The organism is Actinomadura sp. 9N407 (assembly GCF_044326315.1).
In the GTDB taxonomy this organism is placed as follows: Bacteria; Actinomycetota; Actinomycetes; order Streptosporangiales; family Streptosporangiaceae; genus Spirillospora.
This window is the reverse complement of record NZ_JBIRAW010000037.1, coordinates 16,971-35,207: the sequence shown is the minus strand read 5'-3', so window position 1 is coordinate 35,207 and position 18,237 is coordinate 16,971. Positions and strand designations below refer to the sequence as shown.

Sequence of the window (18,237 nt, the reverse complement as noted above, 5' to 3'; positions counted from 1 at the left end):
CCTCCGTGGATCGCGTGCGGTTCCGGTCAGCCGGTGACGGCCAGGCGCCCGTGCAGGTACTTGGCGAGCGCCTGCCGGACCGCCGAGAGATGCTGCTGCAGCAGCGGGTACCTGACGGTGTAGTGGTCGGCGAAGTACGGTTCGAGGTCGAGCAGCAGCTCCACCTGCACGTACACGTAGCCGGTCGTGAGATCGGCGTCCACGGTGATCACACCGGGCTCGCCGACGTCCAGGAAGCCGCTCTTGACCTCCGACTTCAGGGCCTGCCAGACCGTACGGGTGTCCTTGACGTGCTCGCCGTACCCCATCTGGACCGAGGCGTAGTGGCCGAGTGTCTTGGCGGCCGTGACGTTCCCGGTGGCATGGCCGAGCTGGAACAGCAGGCGATGCTTGTCGCGGGGGTTCTCGAAACGCAGATGGTGATGACTGCCGTTGGAGTTCAGGTCGATGAGGGAGTTGCCCTCCGCCACCATCGCGGTCACCACGGCACCGACCAGCAGATCGTCGATCTCCTGGGTCATCCGCTGCTCGTCGAACCGCTGCCAGCTGCGCTTCACCAACTGGCCGAACACGTGATCCAGCTCTTCGCTCAACGCCGTCCCTCCCGTTCGGATCCGTTCCGTTCACGAGGCACGGCGATGGCACCGTCCCCGTAACGGCGCACCCTACCGATGCGACATCACCCGTTTCCGCCCCTTCCCGTTCAGAACGCCGCGCTGCTCGCGAGGTGGGCGTTAGATTGCTCGGCATGTCTCGTGGATCCGCGTTTGAGAACCTCCCTGGTGGATTGCCCTCCGGTGCCCTGGTGGGGCCCGACCCGGACTACTTCGACGATCCGACGTGGTCGCGGGAGGCGCTCTGGGTGTCGGACGAACGGCTTCCGGACGCGGGACGCCACTGGCTCCAGGCGTTCGGGAGCCGGACCGGGACGGGGCTCTATCCGCTGCTTCTCGACACGCTCGACGGCGAGCCGGGACGGCCGTGGCATGGGGGCGAGCTGAGCCCGGCACCGAAGGGGACGATCGATGTCCTGAGCGGGAACGGGGTGCTGCGCCGGCTCTGGGACGACGCGGCCGCGGAGGAGGACGGGCCGTGGCCGGGCCTCGCGGCGGCGGGCGAGGGTGAGGACGGGAGCGACGCCGATGAGGTCGCGCGGGAGCTCGTGGAGTCGCTGGCGCGGGAGCGGGACTGGCTGCTGGGGCTGGTGCCGGCGACCCGTGGCGCGGACGCGCTGACGCTGGCGGGGTGGGACGGTCCGTGCAACCACACCAACCACACGCAGGAGATCTCGGCCGTGCTGCGGTCCTGGGAGGACCGTTTCGGGGTACGGGTCGTCGCGGTCGGCTTCGCGACGCTGCAGGTCTCCGTGGCCAGGCCCCCGGTCACGTTCGAGCACGCCTGCCAGGTGGCGGCCGAGCATTTCGCGTTCTCGCCGGACAACTGGCTGGATCACGGAACGCTGGAGGAGTACGCCGAGACGATCGTGAAGGCCGATCGGTGGTCGTTCTGGTGGGACTGAGGTGGGGATAGCCCCACCTGAAGTGTGGAGCTTGCCCTGCTGTCCTGGGGCGAGTTAAACGGTGGAATCAGTTGTATGAGCCCTTCTCCGCCACGCTTCGTTCAGATCGCAGTGGGCACCCTGGTGGCCGCGGTACTGGTCGTCGGAATGGTGCGTACCTCGCCCGCGCGCTCGACGGTGTCGGCGGCGTTGCGGGACGCCTCGACGTCCACTCCTTGGGCGGGCGCGTGGGGTACGGCCGTGCAGCCTCCTCTGGGAGGGCCCAACTGGTCGAAGTCGGGTTTCGAGGACCAGACCGTTCGGCAGGTCATCAGGCTCAGTACGGGTGGCGCGCAGGTACGGATCCGCTTGTCCAACCTGTACGGGACGAGGCCCTTGCATGTGGACGGGGCGACCTTGGGCAGGTCCGCAGGCGGGGGGATGGTGTGGCCCAAGACGCTGCGGAATCTGACGTTCGACGAGAAGGCGAGCGTCGTCATCCCGGCGGGCCGTGAGGCGGTCAGCGATTCTCTCGCGTTGCCTACCTCGCCCCTAGAGCGGCTGACGATTTCGCTCCAGCTGACGGAACGTACGGGCCAGGCCACGTTCCACCGCCACGCGATGGCGCCGTCGTACCGCGCCCAGGGGAACCACCTGTCGGACCAGGGGGCGGACGCTTTCACCCAGACGAGCAACTCCTGGTACTACCTCAGTGGGGTCGAGGTTGCGGGCGCTCCGGTGGCACGCGATCGGAACACGGTCGTGGCGTTCGGTGACGCGCTGGTGGACGGGGTCGGTTCCACTGCGGGGGCGGACAGGCGGTTCCCTGACCACCTTGCGGAACGGCTCGCGGCCGCGCACCGTACGCTCGCGGTCACCAACGCGGGGATCGGTGACGCCAGGCTGCTCAACGACTCGGACTGCGGTGGCGAGAAGGGGCTCACGCGGTTCCGCCGGGACGTGCTCGACCGGCCCGGGGTGCGCTCGGTCATCGTGTCGCTCGGTGCCAACGACATCGGCGCCGTGCGGTCCGGAGAGCCCTGCATGCGGCCGAACCCGCCGGTGTCGTCCGAGCAGCTCATCGCCGGGCACCGGGCGCTCGTCCGGGCCGCGCGCGCGGAGGGCGTCAAGGCGATCGGCGTGACGATCCCGCCGATGAAGGGCGCGCTGGTCCCGTACTGGAGCCCGGAGGGGGAGAAGGTCCGCCAGGAGGTCAACCACTGGATCAGGACCAGCGGTACGTACGACTCGGTCGCGGACGCCGATCACGCCATGGCCGCTCAGGCCGACGCGCAGATGCCGCGGTCGGGCTACGTCTACATGGACGGCGCGCACCCGAACGACGCCGGCCATCTCGCCATCGCCGGAACGGTCGATCTCGACGCCCTGTAGCCGTTCAAGGATGTAGCCGTTCACGGCCTGTGGTCATCCGAGGCCTGTGGCCATCCGAGGCCGGCGGTCATCCGAGGCGCAAGCCGTTCACGGCCTTAGCTATTCAAGTTTGACTAGTGAGCCCGGCGAGCCTACGCTCCCGGGCATGGGCGAGAACACGATCCCGATCTTCCCGTGCCGATCGATCGACCAGACCTGGGAGTTCTACGAGGCCCTCGGCTTCGAGCTGCTCCTGCGGCAGACCCGTCCCAACCACTTCCTCTCCGTCGGGCGGGGTGATCTGCAGCTCCAGTTCTACGGCTGGAAGCGCCACGATCCCGCCGGCTCCATGCACATGTGCTACGTGAGCACCACGAACGTCGACGAGATGTACGAGGCGTTCCGCAGCGGGCTCAAGGCCTCCCTCGGCCGCGTCCCCACCCGCGGGCTGCCCCGGCTCGGCCCGCTGAAGGACATGTCGTACGGCGTCCGCCAGTTCCTGATGAGCGACCCCGACGGCATCCAGCTCCGGGTGGGGCAGGCCATCTCCGACAACTTCGAGCACACCGAGCCGCCCAAGGAGAAGTTCGCGCGGGCCATGCACAACGCCGCTCTCTTGGGCGACTCCAAGGAGGACCCGAAGGCGGCGGCAAAGGTGCTCGACCACATCCTGAAGGCACAGGACGTACCGAAGACCCCTCCGCAGCTCGTACAGGCCCTCGTCATGCGCGCCGACATGGCCATCCGTATGGAGGACTGGCCTCGCGCAAGGGAGTCGGTGTCGGAGGCCCGCGCCGTCGGCCTTTCCGATGAAGAGAGCGCTGCCGTACGCGACGAGCTCCTTCGCTTGGACGACCTGGAGAACTCGCTGCCGCCCTTGTAGGAGGCGGCCCGCGCACTGGTCACGCCCGGACGTCGCGTCGCGGTGTGTCGGCTGGAGTGGTGGGCGGGCTGCCGGGAGGGTGTTCTCCACAATGTGGACGCTGTTGACACTGCTGGGGATGAACGGTGGGCGACGGTCGTCCACCGTTCCGTGAGGTTGTGGACCTCCGTTGCCCACAGGCTGTGAACGGGATGTGGGAACCGGTGCCGATCAGGCCACGTCCGCGCTGGTCACAAGGTTCTCCACCGAGTGGACGACCGGCCGGCATGGCTGGGGGACGGCCGGTGGACGAACGGGGCGGCCCGTGACCCACACCTTGTGCACAGAAGTTATCCACAGGGTGTGGACGGTGTGCGGCGACCACGGGGACGATCATGAAGCCGGGGGTGCCGGGGGAAGAGTCCGGAAAGCCCGTTCTTCCTGGGGATTTCGCTGTGGAATCCCCTCCCCGAAAGGCCCTTCCAGCAGGGCTTTTCGGCTGTGCATGACGTTGCCCCCAGCCTGTGGATCGTCGAGTGACATCCGCCACAGTCGAGGGTGAGTGGCGGTGATCCGGGCGTTCGGTCGACCCTGGACATAGCCCGGAACGGTGCGACTTAATGGCGACATGAAGCCATGGTCCGCGCCACGCCCGTACGGCGGAATTCCCGGCGCGGCCGAGCGGCCGGGCCTACCGTGAGGGCCTGGGCCGCCGTCCGTTCCGGGGCCCGGGAGAAGCCCCCCACCTGCGAACATCAGTTCGAATCGGTGCTAGGGTCGCGGAACTATGGGGCACCTTCTCAACGAGCCGATCCGAGCCGTGCACGACCCGGCCGGCAGGCTCACCGCGTACGAGTGGCGAGGGTCGCGCTACGCCGTGGACGAGATCCTGAAGACGTACGGGACGTCGCGGGAGGCACGGGTCTACCGGGTCAGGATCAACGGGGACGACGGGGTCGCGATCGCGGAGCTGAGCCGTGACGCCGACCGCTGGCGGATCCGCCATATCTTCTCCGCCTGAGCCGCCTGCACGGCCCGGACCGTCCGCACGGCCGGAACCCGAGCCCGGATCCAGTTCCGAGCCCAGGCCCGAATCCGACAGGCCCGAACCCGAGCCCGCGCCAGGACCCAAGCCGGACCGTGCCGTGTGGACCCGGGTCGACGGTATCGGGGACGCGCCGCTGGATCTGATGACCGCCCGCATCGGCCGCCGGCACTACGCGCCGCACTCCCACGAGGAGTTCTCGATCGGCGTGTGCACGGACGGCCGGGAGGTCATCGACTACCGGGGCGAGCGGCACCATACCGGGCCTGGCGGTGTGGTGATGCTGGAGCCCGGCGAGGCGCACACCGGCGGGCCCGCGGATGACGGGGGCTTCGCGTACCGCGTGCTGTATCCCCCGCCCGCCCTGTTCGCGGGGCCGCCGCCGCGCTTCCGCGAGCCGATCGTCCGGGACCAGCCGCTCGCCCGGGGCATCTGGGCGGCGCACCGGCTGCTGAGCAAGCCCGGCCTGGTGGAGCCGCTCGAAGGCGAGTCGCTGGTGCTGGGGCTGCTCGGCGGCCTCGTCCACCGGCACGCCGAACATCCCCTCCAAACCGGCGGCGCGCGGGACGAGTCGCGGTACGGGGCGCCGCACGACCCGGCGGCGTCCTGGATCGCCCGAGCGGTCGCTGAACGACTCGCGGACGAGCTCACCGCCCCGCCCTCGCTCGGCGAGATGGCCGCCGAGTTGGAGATCTCGCGTTACCGGCTGGTGCGCGCGTTCCGGCAGGTCATGGGCATGCCGCCGTACGCGTGGCTGGCCCAGCACCGGGTCGCGCGGGCGCGCCCGCTGCTGGAGGGGTACCGTCCGGCGCAGGTGGCGGCCATGGTCGGGTTCGCCGATCAGGCCCATCTCAACCGGTGGTTCCGCCGCGTTCTCGGGATCACGCCGGGCGCGTACCGCAACAGCGTTCAAGACAGCGTCCACCTCCCGCGACGAGGCTGAGGGGGAATCGGAAAGACCGGAGCGGAGGTCGGCGTTGACGCGTCGCGGCTGGGTGTTGTTCGCGCTCATGAGCGTGCTGTGGGGAATCCCCTACCTACTGATCAAGGTGGCGGTCGAGGACGGCGTCTCGGTGCCCGTCCTGGTCTTCGTGCGGACCGCGCTGGGCGCCATCGTTCTGCTCCCCCTGGCCTTGTGGGGAATGCGCGGTGTCGGGTTCGGCCTGCTGCGCCGGCATTGGAAGCCCATCCTGGCGTTCGCCGCGCTGGAGATCCTCGGCCCCTGGGCGCTGCTCTCGGAAGCCGAGCGCCATCTGTCCAGCTCCATGACCGGGCTGCTGATCGCGGCGGTACCGATCGTCGGGGTGATCCTGGCCCGGCTGACCGGGGACGCCGAACGGCTCGGCCCGGCCCGCTGGTTCGGGCTGCTGCTCGGGCTGGCCGGGGTGGCGGTGCTCGCCGCGCCGCATCTGGGCGACGGCGGCGCCAGCGCCTGGGCGATCGGCGAGATCGCGCTGGTCGTGCTCGGTTACTCGATCGCCCCGATGATCGCGGCGCGGCGGCTGGGGGAGGTACCGGGCCTGCAGATGAGCACGGCCTGCCTGATCATCGCGGCGCTGGTCTACGCGGCCCCGGCCGCCGCCACCTGGCCGGCCGAGCTTCCGGACCCGAACGTCCTGGCCGCGCTCGCCGCGCTCGGTGTCATCTGCACCGCGCTGGGGTTCCTGGTCTTCTTCGCGCTGATCCGGGAGGCCGGGACGTCCAGGGCCATGGTGTTCACGTACGTGAGCCCGGCCGTGGCGGTCACCGCCGGGGTCATCTTCCTGAACGAGCCGCTCAGCGGCACGATCCTGGCGGCGTTCGCGCTGATCCTCTGCGGCTCCGTCCTCGCCACCGTCCGCCGCCCCGTCAAGCCGGCCCAGGCGGAGTCTGAGCCGGCCCCCGGGGCGCCTGAGCCGATGGCAGGGAAGCCAGGAGCGGCTCCCGCGGCCCCGGCACCGGCTCCGGAGGCGCCGTTCAGCGCAGAGTCGCGATGAACCGCTTCGGCTTGCCCGGGTTCCCCGCCGCGTCGATGGCCCGGTACTCGATGGTGTGCCGGCCCTTCCCGATCCCGCCGTACGAGAGGTGGTCGATCACCGTCCCCCGCTCGGTGAACCGGAACGGCGCGGTGGAGTCGGTCGGCCAGCCGAAGTAGTGGTACCAGCCGTCCCCGTCCACCCGGAACTCGCCGACCACGGTGCCGGGACGGTCGTCGGACGGCGCCAGCCGCATCGTGAGCGGCCCGTCGAAGACGTACTCCGGCGGCCGTCCGGGCCGCTGCCGGGTCTCGGTCGCCTCGGACAGCTCGTACGACACCGTGGGCTGCCGCGCGTCGATCGTCCACTCGCGCGTCTTGCCGCCGCCGTCGCCGTCCTCACCGGCACGGCTCACGCGGGCGACGAGGCGGTGCGTACCGGGGGAGAGCTTGGTACGGCTCAGGTCGATGGTTCGTTCGCCGCCGCGAACTGGACGCCCGTCGATCTCCCACCGCACCCGCGGGATCTCCCGTACGGGATGCGTCGTGTCGGCGTGGACGACGTCGTCTGCGCCTACGGCCCGATCGTTCGGGGTCGTACCGGTGAAGTCCACGGGAACGTCGACCGGCGGGGTCTTCACCCGGGTGTCGACCGCCCAGGTACGCGTCTGCGTCAGCGCTGCGGAAGCGCGGACGGCCGGATCGCGGACGAACCCCGTGGGGTCGGTGGCAGTGGCTGTGACCGTGTGCGTCCCTGGCTTGAGGCGCAGGCGCGGTAGGTCGAGATTGCGGTCGCCGCGCGCGTGCCGTACCGGCTTGCCGTCGACCGTCCAGCTGACCGAAAGCTCGTGACGGTTCGGGTGCAGGGTCTCCAGCCACAGAACGCGGTCCGCGCCCACCGGTTCGTTGCTCGGGGTGGCGGCCTGGATGAGGTTCACCTTGGACGAGATGCGCTGCGTCATGCGCTCGCGGGCGGGCTGGTCGAAGTAGTAGCCGAGCGTCTTCATCATCGAGTGCCGGCTAGGACGCCAGACGCCCTTGGTGTAGTAGAGACCGCCTTCGTAGCGTCCGATCGTTCCGCCGGATTCGCTTCGCTCCCCTAGCCAGCGCCACCACTTCAGCTTCTGGTCCTTCATCTGCTGCTCGGTCAGCAGGGTGTGGTGCAGGGACTCTGGCTCGGGTCCTGTGTAAGTGCCTCCGGGGACACCGCGCTGGTAATAGTCGTACTCGTCGTCCAGGCCACCGAGCGAGTGCCCCAACTCATGCGGGGTGATGAGGGCGGACAATGCGTTGCCGCCGGAAGCCGTCGCGTACGCGCCGCCCGCGCCGCCGTAGGTGTCGCTGTTGGCGAGCGCGAGGATCTGCCGGTTGGCGGTCGTCGTCCCGGTCACCATGTCGGCGTAATTCTTGGCCGCACCGGAGTCCATCGTCAGCAGGCGCTGCGGGCCCGCCTCCTTGCAGCCGCCCCAGAACGCCATCTTCAGCGGCGTCGTACGGCGCGGGGACGACAGGGCGGGATCGCAGCTGACGCCCGACTCGTCCGAGGTGATCTCGACGGCGTACACGTTCACGTAGTTGCGGTACGACTTGAACGGCTCGATCGTCCACAGCGCGTTCAGGTGCCGGTCGACGTGGGCCCGGAACGCCGGCAGGTCGGCGCCGCCGTAGCCGTCCCCCATGATCACGAGGTTGAACCGCCTGGCCGGATCCCCGGTGACCTGGATCGGCACGACCTTCGCGTCCGCCGAGGCCGTGCTCGGCGCGACCTGCTCCGCCGAGGCCGTTCCCGCGATCGCCGACACGAACGCGACGGGCAGCGTGAGGGCGGCGAGGGCCGCGGCCGTCCGGGCCGTCCTCAGATGGCAGGGCCTCATGCGCGGACCTCCTCGCGAAGGGGCGCGCGCGAACGGGATCGGCCCGGCAACGGCGCGCCGGCTCAGCCCGCTGATCAAGTGGGCTGAGCCGGATTATCGCTAGCGAATCGCGATTTGTCGCCGTTCCCGCGGCGTAAATCTCAGGCGAGCTTCTCGAGCTCGGCCACTTCGTCATCGGTCAGCGAGATGCCGGCCGCCGCGTTGTTGTCCTCCAGATGGGCGACCTTGGACGTGCCCGGGATGGGCAGCATCACCGGCGAGCGGTGCAGCAGCCAGGCCAGCGCGAGCTGCGCGGGCGTGGCGCCGTGCCGTTCGGCCGCCTCGGCCAGCGTGCCGCCCGGCTTCACCAGGTGGCCGGTCGCCAGCGGGAACCACGGGATGAACGCGATTCCCTCGCCGGTGCAGACCTCCAGCACGTCCTCGGCGTTGCGGCGGCTGAGGTTGTACATGTTCTGAACGGAGACGATCTCCACCTGCTCGCGGGCCGCCGCCAGCTCGGCCACCGAGACCTCCGACAGCCCGATGTGCCGGATCTTTCCTTCGCTCTGCATGTCCTTCAGCAGCCCGAGCTGCTCCTCCAGCGGCACCTTCGGGTCGATGCGGTGCAGCTGGTAGAGGTCGATCCGGTCCAGCTTCAGCCGGCGCAGGCTCATCTCGACGCACTGCCGCAGGTACTCGGGTCGCCCGACCGGCAGCCACTCGTCCGGACCCGGCCGGGTCAGCCCGCCCTTGGTGGCGATCACCAGATCGTCCGGGTACGGGTACAGCGCCTCGGCGATCAGGTCCTCGCTGACGAACGGCCCGTACGAGTCGGCCGTGTCGATCAGGTTGACGCCCATCTCCACGGCGCGGCGCAGCACCCGCAGGCACTCGGCCCGGTCGGTGGGCTCCGCCCAGATGCCCGGACCCGTGATCTGCATGGCGCCGTACCCGAGCCGGTGCACCGGCATGTCGCCGCCGATCCGGAACGTGCCACTGTCCGCCACGGAACGCCCGGTGGCCGTTTCGCTCATGCTCACATCACTCCCACGAAGACACCCTCACGATCCCTCCCATTGGATCACTGACCGGGAGGAGGTTCGGGCGCGGGAGTGGGTCAGCGCTTGCCGCGCTGGCCTCGGGCGAACGCCTGAGTGATCTTGTCGCCGCCGGCCCGGCGCTGGACGGCGGCGGCCAGCACGGGCGCGGCGCCGCCGAAAAGGGCGCCCCAGCGCAGCCCGAGGGGCGCCACATCGATCTCCGCGACGTTCTTCTCGACGGCCCGTACGGTCGCGCGGGCCACGTCGGCCGGTGAACGGGTACCGACGCCGCGCGGCAGCGTCACCCCGGCCTCGGCGAACATCCCCGCGTCCCGGATGAACCCGGGGAAGACGGTCGAGACCCCGACGCCGTGCGGCCGCATGTCCTCGCGCATGGCCAGCGCGAACCCGCGCATCCCGAACTTGGTGGCGTTGTAGAGGGACGTGCTCCCGGACGCCGTCTTGCCCGACAGCGACGACATGAACACCAGATGCCCCCGCCCCTTGGCCGCCATGCTCGCGGCGGCGAGCTTGGCCATCACGATGGGGGCGCGCAGGTTCACGTCCAACGCGCGGTCGATCTCATCGATGGAGTAGTCCGCCAGCAGGCCGGAGCCGGGGAGCGCCGCGTTCGCCACCAGGATGTCGATGTCCCCGGCCCGTTCCAGCAGTTCCTCCTGCGCGGCACGGTCGGCGAGGTCGGCAGGCAGCGCCGTCGCACGCGCACCGATCCGTTTCGCCAGGGACTCGAGCACGTCGGCCCGCCGCCCGGTGAGCACCACCTCGGCGCCACGCGCCGCGAAGGCCAGGGCCAGCGCCTGCCCGATGCCGCCGGTGGCGCCCGTCAGCAGGACCCTCGTCCCTCGGATCTCCATGGCGGCGATGATCGCACGTACCCTGCGCGGTCCAGGGCACCGCCCGGGGACGCCGTCGAGGCTGGCCGGATTCGGCCGGTCACATCCCGGCACGCCACAGCAGCAGGATGACCGAGGACAGCACGAGCCCGGCCGCGCCGAGCGGTGCCTGCCCCATCGAGATGAGCGCCGCGCAGCCGGCCGCCGTCAGCGCGGCGACCAGCAGCATCCCGCGGCCGCTCCCCCTGGCGTCGGACGGCCCGTGGTCCAGCTCCCGCTCCCAGAGGCCGAAGTCGTCCTCCTTGCCCATGGCCCGGATTATCCGCCGTTCCGCGGGCCGGTGAGATGGCGCCACGGCCATAGCATCCGCACCGGCTGAATTGGACGATCAGTCCGATAACCCGGACGGGGTGCGGAACGTGCGGCATCGGTTGCTAGGCTGCGGAGAGCCTGGGGGAGCATCACCTGATCCGAAAACCCCCCGGGCTTGGCTTCATAGTCGAGGTGAAGGGGTCCCCACCGTGAAGAAGCTTCTTGTACTCGCTGTTGTCGCTCTCGGTGGCTTCGTTGTCTGGCGTCGGCTGCAGCAGGACCGCGCCGAGCTCGACCTGTGGACCGAGGCGACGTCCACCGACAGCTGAGACGCGTCTTCATTGCGTTTCGCGAGTCGCGGGGCTCGCCTGGCGGTTCGCTCGCGGTCGCGGCGAGCACTGGTATCGCTCCGCGTCGATGACGCCTTCGGCGGATGAGACGCGGAGCGATCGGCAGTGCGACCCACGGCCCGTACCTGTACCCGGCGGATCGTTCGCCGGGGTCGGTCGTGATGCCTGAGGTCCGTACCGCCCGCCGTGGCGGAAGCACCGCAGGCTTCACACCCGTGCCGTTCTCAGGGGTGCGATAACCTCTAGAGGGCATTCCCGGGGTCATAGCTCAGTTGGTAGAGCGCCGCCCTTGCAAGGCGGAGGTCTGGGGTTCGAATCCCCATGGCTCCACTGTGTTCATTGGCTGTGCGAGCTGCGCTTCTCGCCTGGCGGCTCGGCGCTTGTCGCACAAGCGGCTCGCGCTTGCATCGCTTCGCGATCAGCCCTCGATCTCGCCTTCGGCTTTGATCTCGTGCTGGACCTTCGGACGCGCTCGCACGCCCCGGGGTCCGTCCCAGTTGAGGTGCCTGCTGAGCCTGTCGCGCCTGTGAGGTTGGTGGACCTTGCGGTTGGGCGTGGGCGCTTGGGTCGTGCGGGCACCCTGATTCGTTTTTGATCTGTCGCTCGGCGGACCTTGGGTCTGATCCGTCCCTCGGATCTTCGGCGCTGGATCGCCGAGCGGGCGCCGGGTCTGATCGGCGGCTTCGAGTACTGGGCGCGCGAGGGGCTTCCGGTCGAACTCGGGGACGGTCGTGTCGCCCGCCGCTCCCCCGACCCGCTGACCGTGGCCTGCGGATGTTGATGGTGTGAGTATGGTCACGAATGTGGCGGTGCGGCACTGGACGCGTGATCGGCGGCGATCATTGTAGATCGTGTTGTGATCAGGGTGCGGTCGGTACGGTGTGCGGCCGGCGTTCGGCGTGGACCGGGCCGGCGGGGGATGGTCGCGCGGGAGACGGTCGAGAGCCCAGGTGGGACCGTGGCTTCGGACTAATCCACGAACTCGGAGCGTTACATCGGATGCGGCCGTTCCCGAACGCCGGATCGGCCCGGAGAGTCACCATCCGCCGCAGGTCTGCGGATGGGGCGGAACCGTGGCGTCACGCCCCGCGACCGCGGCGAGGTGAGGGGGCCAATCGCGCTCCGTAGCCCGCCGAAGCAATAAACACAGTCCCTCCGACGTTAGACTTAGCGAATCACTCTTACGACGCCGTACGCGTCAGGCTCGTCCTTGCAGCCCACTGATCTGATCGTGGTGCCTCCCGAGACGTGCCCCCCTCTCGGAAGGTAATGCGTGTCATCTGTGCCTGCTGGTAATGCCCTGCCCGCGACGGACTCCGTGTCCGAAGCTGCTCCCGTGAGCGACGCCGCTCTCGTCGCCGAAGCCGCTCCCGAAATCGAAGTCGAAGTCGGCCCCGAAATCGAAGCCGGCCCCACGTTCGCCGAGCTCGGCCTCCCCTCGGAGCTCGTGACCGCCCTCGCGCGCGGTGGCATCGAGTCGCCGTTCCCGATCCAGTCCGCCGCGATCCCCGACATCATGAACGGTCATGACGTCCTCGGCCGCGGCCAGACCGGGTCCGGCAAGACCCTCGCCTTCGGCCTGCCGATGCTGGCCCTGCTGTCCGGCCGCCGCGCCGCGCCCAAGCGCCCGCTCGGCCTCATCCTCGTCCCGACCCGCGAGCTGGCCCAGCAGGTCCAGACCAACCTGGAGCCGCTCGGCCGTTCGCTCGGCCTGCACTTCAAGACGGTCATCGGCCAGACCTCGATGTACAAGCAGATCGACGCGCTGCGCCGCGGCGTCGAGATCGTCGTCGCCACGCCCGGCCGGCTCAAGGACCTGATGCGGCAGGGCGCCTGCGACCTCAGCGACGTCGAGATCGTCGTGCTGGACGAGGCCGACCACATGGCCGACATGGGCTTCCTGCCCGACGTCACCGACATCCTCGACCAGGCCCGGCGCGGCGGCCAGCGGCTGCTGTTCTCGGCGACCCTGGACCGCGACGTCGACGTCCTGGTCAAGCGTTACCTGAAGGACCCGGTCACGCACTCCATCGGCTCGGTCGACGTGTCCGTCGACACGATGGAGCACCACCTGCTGCTGGTGGCGCCCAAGGAGAAGGGCGCCGTCACCGCCGAGATCGCCAACCGTGAGGGCCGGACGATCCTGTTCGCCCGGACCAAGCACGGTGTCGACCGGCTGGCCCAGCAGCTCACCGATGTCGGCGTCCGCGCGGCGGGCCTGCACGGCGGCAAGAGCCAGGGGCTGCGCACGCGCACGCTGGCCGAGTTCCGTGAGGGCACGATCAGCGTCCTGGTCGCCACCGACGTCGCCGCCCGCGGCATCCACGTGGACGACGTCACGCTGGTCATGCACGTCGACCCGCCGGCCGACCACAAGGACTACATGCACCGGGCCGGCCGTACGGCACGCGCCGGCGAGCGCGGCACCGTCGTCACCCTGGTGCTGCCGCACCAGGTGCGCGCGACGTCCGCGATGACCCGCCGGGCCGGCATCAACGCGCCGCGCACCCGGGTCGCGGTCGGCGAGGCCGAGCTGGCCAAGCTGACCGGCGCCCGTCCCGTGTCGGGCATCCCGATCGAGGGCCCGCTCATCCCCGAGCGCCCGCGTCGCGAAGGCGGCCGCGGTGGCCGTCCCGGCGGCGGTGGCCGGCGTGGTGGCAGCAGCGGCGGCGGCCGTGGCTTCAACAGCCGTGGGCCCCGTTCGTACGACCGCCAGGAGAGCGGCGGCGCCCGTCCCCCGCGTAGCGAGGGCAGTGGCGGCGGCGAGCGGCGCGGTTCGTCGTACGGCGAGCGTCACACTGGGACGGGGCACGCCAGCCGACACGGTGGTGGCTCGTTCAACGGTGCGCAGCGCCAGGGCGGCGGAGAGCACCGCGCGGCCCGTTACAACTGATCCAAGGGCCTGAGGCCTGACGGAGAGCATTGAGGCCCTCGCCCCCATTGGGGGCGGGGGCCTTCGTCATCCGGCTTCTTCGCGGAGCTTGTCCTGCAGGATCTGCAGGCCGTCGAGCCCGTCCACCGACAGCGCGGCCAGCTCGTCCAGCGACATGAGCGGTGCCGAGCGCAGCGGCGGCTGCCAGCCCTCTTCGGCGTCGTAGGTCCGCAGCACCTTGGCGGGCACGCCGCCGATCACCGAGTGGTCGGGGAACTCGCCGCGGACGACCGCGCCGCCGGCCACCGCCACGTTCCGGCCCAGCCGGGTGCCCGGCAGGATGATCGCGCCGGTACCGATCCAGCAGCCGTCCCCGATCACCACCGGGTTGTTCTCCGGCCACTGCCGCCCGATCGGCATATCGGTGTCGCCGTAGGTGTGGTTCTGGTCGGTGATGTAGACGTTCGGGCCGGTGAAGACGTCGTCGCCGATCTCGACCGACTGGTGCGCGACGATGTGCGTGCCGCGGCCGAGCGAGCAGCTCCGGCCGATCGTCACGATGACGTCCGGGCCGAGGTCCAGCCCCGGCACGAACCCGGCCGAGATCGTGCAGTGCGTGCCGATCAGCGTGTGCGCGCCGATGGAGATCCACGGCTCGTTGTAGATCGCGCCCACCGGGAAGCCGATGCAGACCCCCTCGCCCAGATGCGCGAACTTCCGCTTGCCGGGCGTCTGCGGGGTGATCTCACCCTGCCGCTGGATCCACTCCCAGCCCCGATGCACGACCGCGTGCAGGCTCCGGCGGATCAGGCTGGTCTTCGGCGACATGGCGTTACCGTACCGGTAGGTAGATACCGGGCCATACGAAAGGGCCCGGTCATATCGACCGGGCCCTTCCTGGTGGTCAGGGCGTTCGTACCTCGATACGTTCCGACTCCACCTCGTCCTGCGACGACCGCGCGTTGCCGCGTCGTGTCAGCAACGCTCCGGCCAGGCTCACGGCCATGACGCCGACCAGCGTCGTCATCGCGACGTTCCGGCGTTGCCCGTCGGTCTTGGGCGGTTCGACCCGGCGCGCGGCGTCCGACAGCATCGAGCCCACCCGCGGCCCGAGTTCGCCTTCCACGAACCTGGAGGCCCGCAGCAGCCGGGGCGCACCCCAGCCACGTGCGACCAGAAGGCGATCGGCGGCGGCATCACGGCCGCGCTGCGCCGCCGGCATGATCCGCTCAGCCGCGCCCGACGTGCCCTGTCTGCACGCCATCTGAACACGGCCCATCCGCGAAAGTGCCTCGTCTCGCGGCTTCCGGCGGATACTCATCGTTAGGGACACGCTAACCTCCCTGTTTGCGAGGTCCTGTCCCAGCACCCTTCCCATGGAGGGACGGGCGAACCCCGCCGCAAAGGATCATCGACCACGTCAACGAGGAGGCACCGTGGCCCAGGAGATGTTCGCGACCCTGAACACCAACCAAGGCAAGATCGTCGTACAGCTCTACCCGGACCATGCGCCGGTCACCGTCGAGAACTTCGTCTCGCTGGCCGAGGGCACCCGCCCCTGGACGCATCCGGAGACCGGCGAGAAGAAGCAGGAGCCGCTCTACAACGGGACGATCTTCCACCGGGTGATCGACAACTTCATGATCCAGGGCGGCGACCCGCTCGGCCGCGGCACCGGCGGCCCCGGCTACGAGTTCCAGGACGAGTTCCACCCGGACCTGAAGTTCGACAAGCCGTACCTGCTGGCCATGGCCAACGCGGGCCCCGGCACCAACGGCTCGCAGTTCTTCATCACCACCAACGTCCAGAACACCCGGCACCTCTCCGGCAAGCACACCATCTTCGGCAAGGTGATCGAGGGCACCAACGTGGTGGACGCGATCTCCGCGCTGCCCAAGGGCCGCAACGACCGTCCCGCCAACGATGTCGTCATCGAATCGGTGACGATCGAGCGCCGCCAGTCGTCGTAGAAGGTAGAGAGAACCGCCAGGCCGACGGAGCCGCCGCATGAGCACAGCCGATCCCTCCTCGCCCCCGGTGCCGACCTGCTACCGGCATCCGGGACGGGAGACGTACGTCCGCTGCACCCGCTGTGACCGGAGCATCTGCCCGGAGTGCATGCAGGAGGCGTCGGTCGGGCACCAGTGCCCCGAATGCGTGGCCGAGGGCCGCAAGAGCATCAGGCAGCCCCGCACGGCCCTGGGAGCCCGGGTGGGCTCCGGCGTGCCGGTGGTGACGTACACGCTCATCGGCATCTGCGTCCTGGCCTACCTGGGCGAACTGGCGTCCGACAAGGTCGTCCAAGACTTCATGATGGTCGGCCTCGCCCAGGGCCGGGACGGTGCACTGGTCGGCGTGGTCGAGGGGCAGTGGTACCGCCTCTTCACGTCCATGTTCCTGCACCAGCCGCCGCGCGGCGGCTCGTTCGGCATCACCCACATCCTCTTCAACATGTGGGCGCTGTGGGCGATCGGCCCAGCGCTGGAACAGGCGCTGGGCCGCTGGCGTTTCCTGAGCCTCTACCTGCTGGCCGGCCTCGGCGGCTCGGTCCTGCTCTACCTGCTCGACCCGCTCAGCGGCGCCGTGGGCGCCTCCGGAGCCATCTTCGGCCTCTTCGGCGCCTTCTTCGTCATCGGCAAGAAGCTGGGCGGCCAGACCGGCCCGATCGTGTTCCTGCTGGTGATCAACCTGGTCATCACGTTCGCGGTCCCCGGGATCTCCTGGCAGGGCCACGTGGGCGGCCTGATCGTCGGATCCGCCCTGGCCGTCGCCTACGCGTACGCGCCGAAGAAGAGCCGCGAAGCGATCCACATCGCCGCGACCGTCGCGATGCTGATCCTGCTCATCGCGCTGATCCTGGTGAAGACCGCCTCGATCACCCCGTACTGACCGCACCTCGGGGTCCGGAAAGTCCGCACCCATGCCGGTTGCTCGCCACTCGTCTGTGGAAAACCTGGGGACAAGCCAGGTGGGGGATCCACAGCCTGTGGATAATTCCCGTGGATTGACCGGCCGGAAACGGGGTACCGCGCCCCTCAGGGCGCGCTCAGGCCCTCGGGCATGCCCACGGCACGCCCGGCACGGCCCTGCCCGTTCCCGTGCGCGTCACGTCTCCTGAGCGCCGCAGCGCGAACCGCCCAGGCGATCGCGAAGGGATATCAGCGCCATTTGGTCGACAGGATGACTCCCGCGATGATGGCGGTGAAGCCGATCCCCAGGTTCCAGTTTCCGAGGTCGCTCATGAACGGGACGTTGGTGCCGGTGCTGGCGGTCACGTAGAACGTCGCGATCCAGGCCAGGCCGACGAGCCACAGGGTGCACATCGTCGGGACCAGCCAGCGGGGGCTGACCTGGGGTCCCGTGGACTTCTGCGGCGGCGTGTAGACGGCCTTCTTGCGCACTTTGGACTTGGCCACGTTGCTTCGGTCTCCTTGGGCGGCCGGGGCGCCGGTCCGCGCATGGGTGGTTTGTCGGCTAGCGTAGTCGCTGGTGAGCAGCGTACGGCGTTCGGCGTGGGGAAGCATTATCCCAGCCCTCACGCTTCTTGCGGGAACGTTGTTCGCGGCGAGCGCGAGCACGGCCCGCGGTACCGACCTGCGCGAGGAGGGACGGACCCGGCTCACCGAGCTGATCGGCGCCGAGCAGCGCCGTGCACGCCATACGCGGGCAGACTACCGGCGGCTCCGGAGTGAGGTCGACGCGAAGGCGCGGCAGGCCGGGCGGCACGACGCGCGGGTGGCGGAGGCGCGGGGCCGGGCGGACGCCCTGGCGGTACGGGCCGGGTTCGCTCCGCTCAAGGGCTCGGCGGTACGGGTCACGCTCGACGATGCTTCGCGGCGGCCCCCCGGGGCGAATCCCGATGACCTGGTGGTGCACGAGGTGGACGTGCAGGCTGTCGTGAACGCCTTGTGGGCGGGCGGTGCGACCGGTATGCAGATCATGGACCAGCGGGTGATCTCGACCAGCGCGGTGCGGTGTGTGGGGAATACGCTGATCTTGCAGGGGGTCGTCTACTCGCCGCCGTTCAAGATCACCGCGGTCGGGGACCCGGAACGGCTGCGCGGCGCGCTGCGGGCCTCTCCCGGGATCTCGGTCTACAAGAGGTACGTGCGCGAGTACGGGCTCGGCTACGCGGTACGCACCGCGGACCGGGCGACGCTGCCGGCGTACACCGCGAACGTGACGATGAAGTACGCGACGGTGCCGGACGAGGGTGCCTGACAGGG

General features: G+C 69.9%; 19 protein-coding genes and 1 tRNA gene. 12 read left to right on the top strand and 8 right to left on the bottom strand.

Annotated elements, in window-relative coordinates:
• Nucleotides 1–26 precede the first annotated feature (26 nt).
• A complete protein-coding gene (locus tag ACH34Q_RS39360; protein WP_395988286.1) occupies nt 27–593 on the bottom strand; it encodes a hypothetical protein in 567 nt (188 codons plus the stop codon).
• Between the two features lie 212 nt (nt 594–805).
• Between ACH34Q_RS39360 and ACH34Q_RS39355 the strand changes: the two genes are divergently transcribed.
• From ACH34Q_RS39355 to ACH34Q_RS39330, 6 genes are all read left to right on the top strand, one after another.
• Nucleotides 806–1,519 (top strand): DUF4253 domain-containing protein, encoded by a 714-nt coding sequence (locus tag ACH34Q_RS39355; protein ID WP_395988285.1) that lies wholly within the window; start codon nt 806–808, stop codon nt 1,517–1,519.
• A gap of 75 nt (nt 1,520–1,594) precedes the next feature.
• Entirely contained in the window at nt 1,595–2,890 is a 1,296-nt protein-coding gene (locus ACH34Q_RS39350; RefSeq protein ID WP_395988284.1) for a GDSL-type esterase/lipase family protein, read from the top strand.
• Nucleotides 2,891–3,035: 145 nt separating this feature from the next.
• Entirely contained in the window at nt 3,036–3,752 is a 717-nt protein-coding gene (locus ACH34Q_RS39345) for a hypothetical protein (RefSeq protein ID WP_395988283.1), read from the top strand.
• 766 nt (nt 3,753–4,518) lie between these two features.
• Nucleotides 4,519–4,752, top strand: a complete 234-nt coding sequence (locus ACH34Q_RS39340; RefSeq protein WP_395988282.1) for a hypothetical protein — start codon at nt 4,519–4,521, stop codon at nt 4,750–4,752.
• A gap of 124 nt (nt 4,753–4,876) precedes the next feature.
• Nucleotides 4,877–5,719 (top strand): AraC family transcriptional regulator, encoded by an 843-nt coding sequence (locus tag ACH34Q_RS39335; RefSeq protein WP_395988281.1) that lies wholly within the window; start codon nt 4,877–4,879, stop codon nt 5,717–5,719.
• A 34-nt stretch (nt 5,720–5,753) separates the two neighbouring features.
• Complete coding sequence (locus tag ACH34Q_RS39330) at nt 5,754–6,752, top strand: DMT family transporter (RefSeq protein WP_395988280.1); 999 nt, start codon at nt 5,754–5,756, stop codon at nt 6,750–6,752.
• Here the strand turns inward: ACH34Q_RS39330 and ACH34Q_RS39325 are convergent.
• The 4 genes from ACH34Q_RS39325 to ACH34Q_RS39310 all read right to left on the bottom strand — a co-directional run bounded on the left by ACH34Q_RS39325 (nt 6,733) and on the right by ACH34Q_RS39310 (nt 10,787).
• Nucleotides 6,733–8,604: a M64 family metallopeptidase gene (locus ACH34Q_RS39325; RefSeq protein WP_395988279.1), complete on the bottom strand. Its 1,872-nt coding sequence runs from the start codon at nt 8,602–8,604 to the stop codon at nt 6,733–6,735. The two genes, ACH34Q_RS39330 and ACH34Q_RS39325, sit on opposite strands and share 20 nt — an antisense overlap.
• Nucleotides 8,605–8,744: 140 nt before the next feature.
• Complete coding sequence (locus ACH34Q_RS39320; RefSeq protein WP_395988278.1) at nt 8,745–9,617, bottom strand: aldo/keto reductase; 873 nt, start codon at nt 9,615–9,617, stop codon at nt 8,745–8,747.
• 83 nt (nt 9,618–9,700) lie between these two features.
• On the bottom strand, nt 9,701–10,498 hold the full coding sequence (locus tag ACH34Q_RS39315) for an SDR family NAD(P)-dependent oxidoreductase (RefSeq protein WP_395988277.1): 798 nt from the start codon (nt 10,496–10,498) through the stop codon (nt 9,701–9,703).
• 79 nt (nt 10,499–10,577) lie between these two features.
• The gene (locus ACH34Q_RS39310) at nt 10,578–10,787 is read right to left on the bottom strand and encodes a hypothetical protein (RefSeq protein WP_395988276.1); all 210 of its coding nucleotides are present in this window, start codon (nt 10,785–10,787) and stop codon (nt 10,578–10,580) included.
• A 211-nt stretch (nt 10,788–10,998) separates the two neighbouring features.
• On the opposite strand from ACH34Q_RS39310, the gene ACH34Q_RS39305 reads away from it, so the two are divergent.
• The 3 genes from ACH34Q_RS39305 to ACH34Q_RS39295 all read left to right on the top strand — a co-directional run bounded on the left by ACH34Q_RS39305 (nt 10,999) and on the right by ACH34Q_RS39295 (nt 14,032).
• A complete protein-coding gene (locus ACH34Q_RS39305) occupies nt 10,999–11,118 on the top strand; it encodes a DLW-39 family protein (protein ID WP_211245696.1) in 120 nt (39 codons plus the stop codon).
• A gap of 278 nt (nt 11,119–11,396) precedes the next feature.
• Nucleotides 11,397–11,469: transfer RNA gene (locus ACH34Q_RS39300), tRNA-Ala, on the top strand.
• A gap of 1,006 nt (nt 11,470–12,475) precedes the next feature.
• Nucleotides 12,476–14,032, top strand: a complete 1,557-nt coding sequence (locus ACH34Q_RS39295; protein WP_395988275.1) for a DEAD/DEAH box helicase — start codon at nt 12,476–12,478, stop codon at nt 14,030–14,032.
• 66 nt (nt 14,033–14,098) lie between these two features.
• On the opposite strand, the gene ACH34Q_RS39290 is transcribed toward ACH34Q_RS39295, so the two are convergent.
• On the bottom strand, nt 14,099–14,839 hold the full coding sequence (locus tag ACH34Q_RS39290; RefSeq protein WP_395988274.1) for an acyltransferase: 741 nt from the start codon (nt 14,837–14,839) through the stop codon (nt 14,099–14,101).
• Nucleotides 14,840–14,915: 76 nt separating this feature from the next.
• Complete coding sequence (locus tag ACH34Q_RS39285) at nt 14,916–15,233, bottom strand: hypothetical protein (RefSeq protein WP_395988273.1); 318 nt, start codon at nt 15,231–15,233, stop codon at nt 14,916–14,918.
• 214 nt (nt 15,234–15,447) lie between these two features.
• Here ACH34Q_RS39285 and ACH34Q_RS39280 point away from each other — a divergent pair, with 214 nt between their 5' ends.
• Both ACH34Q_RS39280 and ACH34Q_RS39275 read left to right on the top strand, forming a co-directional pair.
• Nucleotides 15,448–15,981: a peptidylprolyl isomerase gene (locus tag ACH34Q_RS39280; RefSeq protein ID WP_395988272.1), complete on the top strand. Its 534-nt coding sequence runs from the start codon at nt 15,448–15,450 to the stop codon at nt 15,979–15,981.
• A gap of 37 nt (nt 15,982–16,018) precedes the next feature.
• Nucleotides 16,019–16,900 carry a rhomboid family intramembrane serine protease gene (locus tag ACH34Q_RS39275; RefSeq protein ID WP_395988271.1) on the top strand — a complete coding sequence of 294 codons (882 nt, stop codon included), beginning with the start codon at nt 16,019–16,021 and terminating at the stop codon, nt 16,898–16,900.
• A 269-nt stretch (nt 16,901–17,169) separates the two neighbouring features.
• On the opposite strand, the gene ACH34Q_RS39270 is transcribed toward ACH34Q_RS39275, so the two are convergent.
• The gene (locus ACH34Q_RS39270; RefSeq protein ID WP_395988270.1) at nt 17,170–17,427 is read right to left on the bottom strand and encodes a cell division protein CrgA; all 258 of its coding nucleotides are present in this window, start codon (nt 17,425–17,427) and stop codon (nt 17,170–17,172) included.
• 139 nt (nt 17,428–17,566) lie between these two features.
• Between ACH34Q_RS39270 and ACH34Q_RS39265 the strand changes: the two genes are divergently transcribed.
• The gene (locus tag ACH34Q_RS39265) at nt 17,567–18,232 is read left to right on the top strand and encodes a DUF881 domain-containing protein (protein ID WP_395988269.1); all 666 of its coding nucleotides are present in this window, start codon (nt 17,567–17,569) and stop codon (nt 18,230–18,232) included.
• The last annotated feature ends 5 nt before the right edge of the window (nt 18,233–18,237 follow it).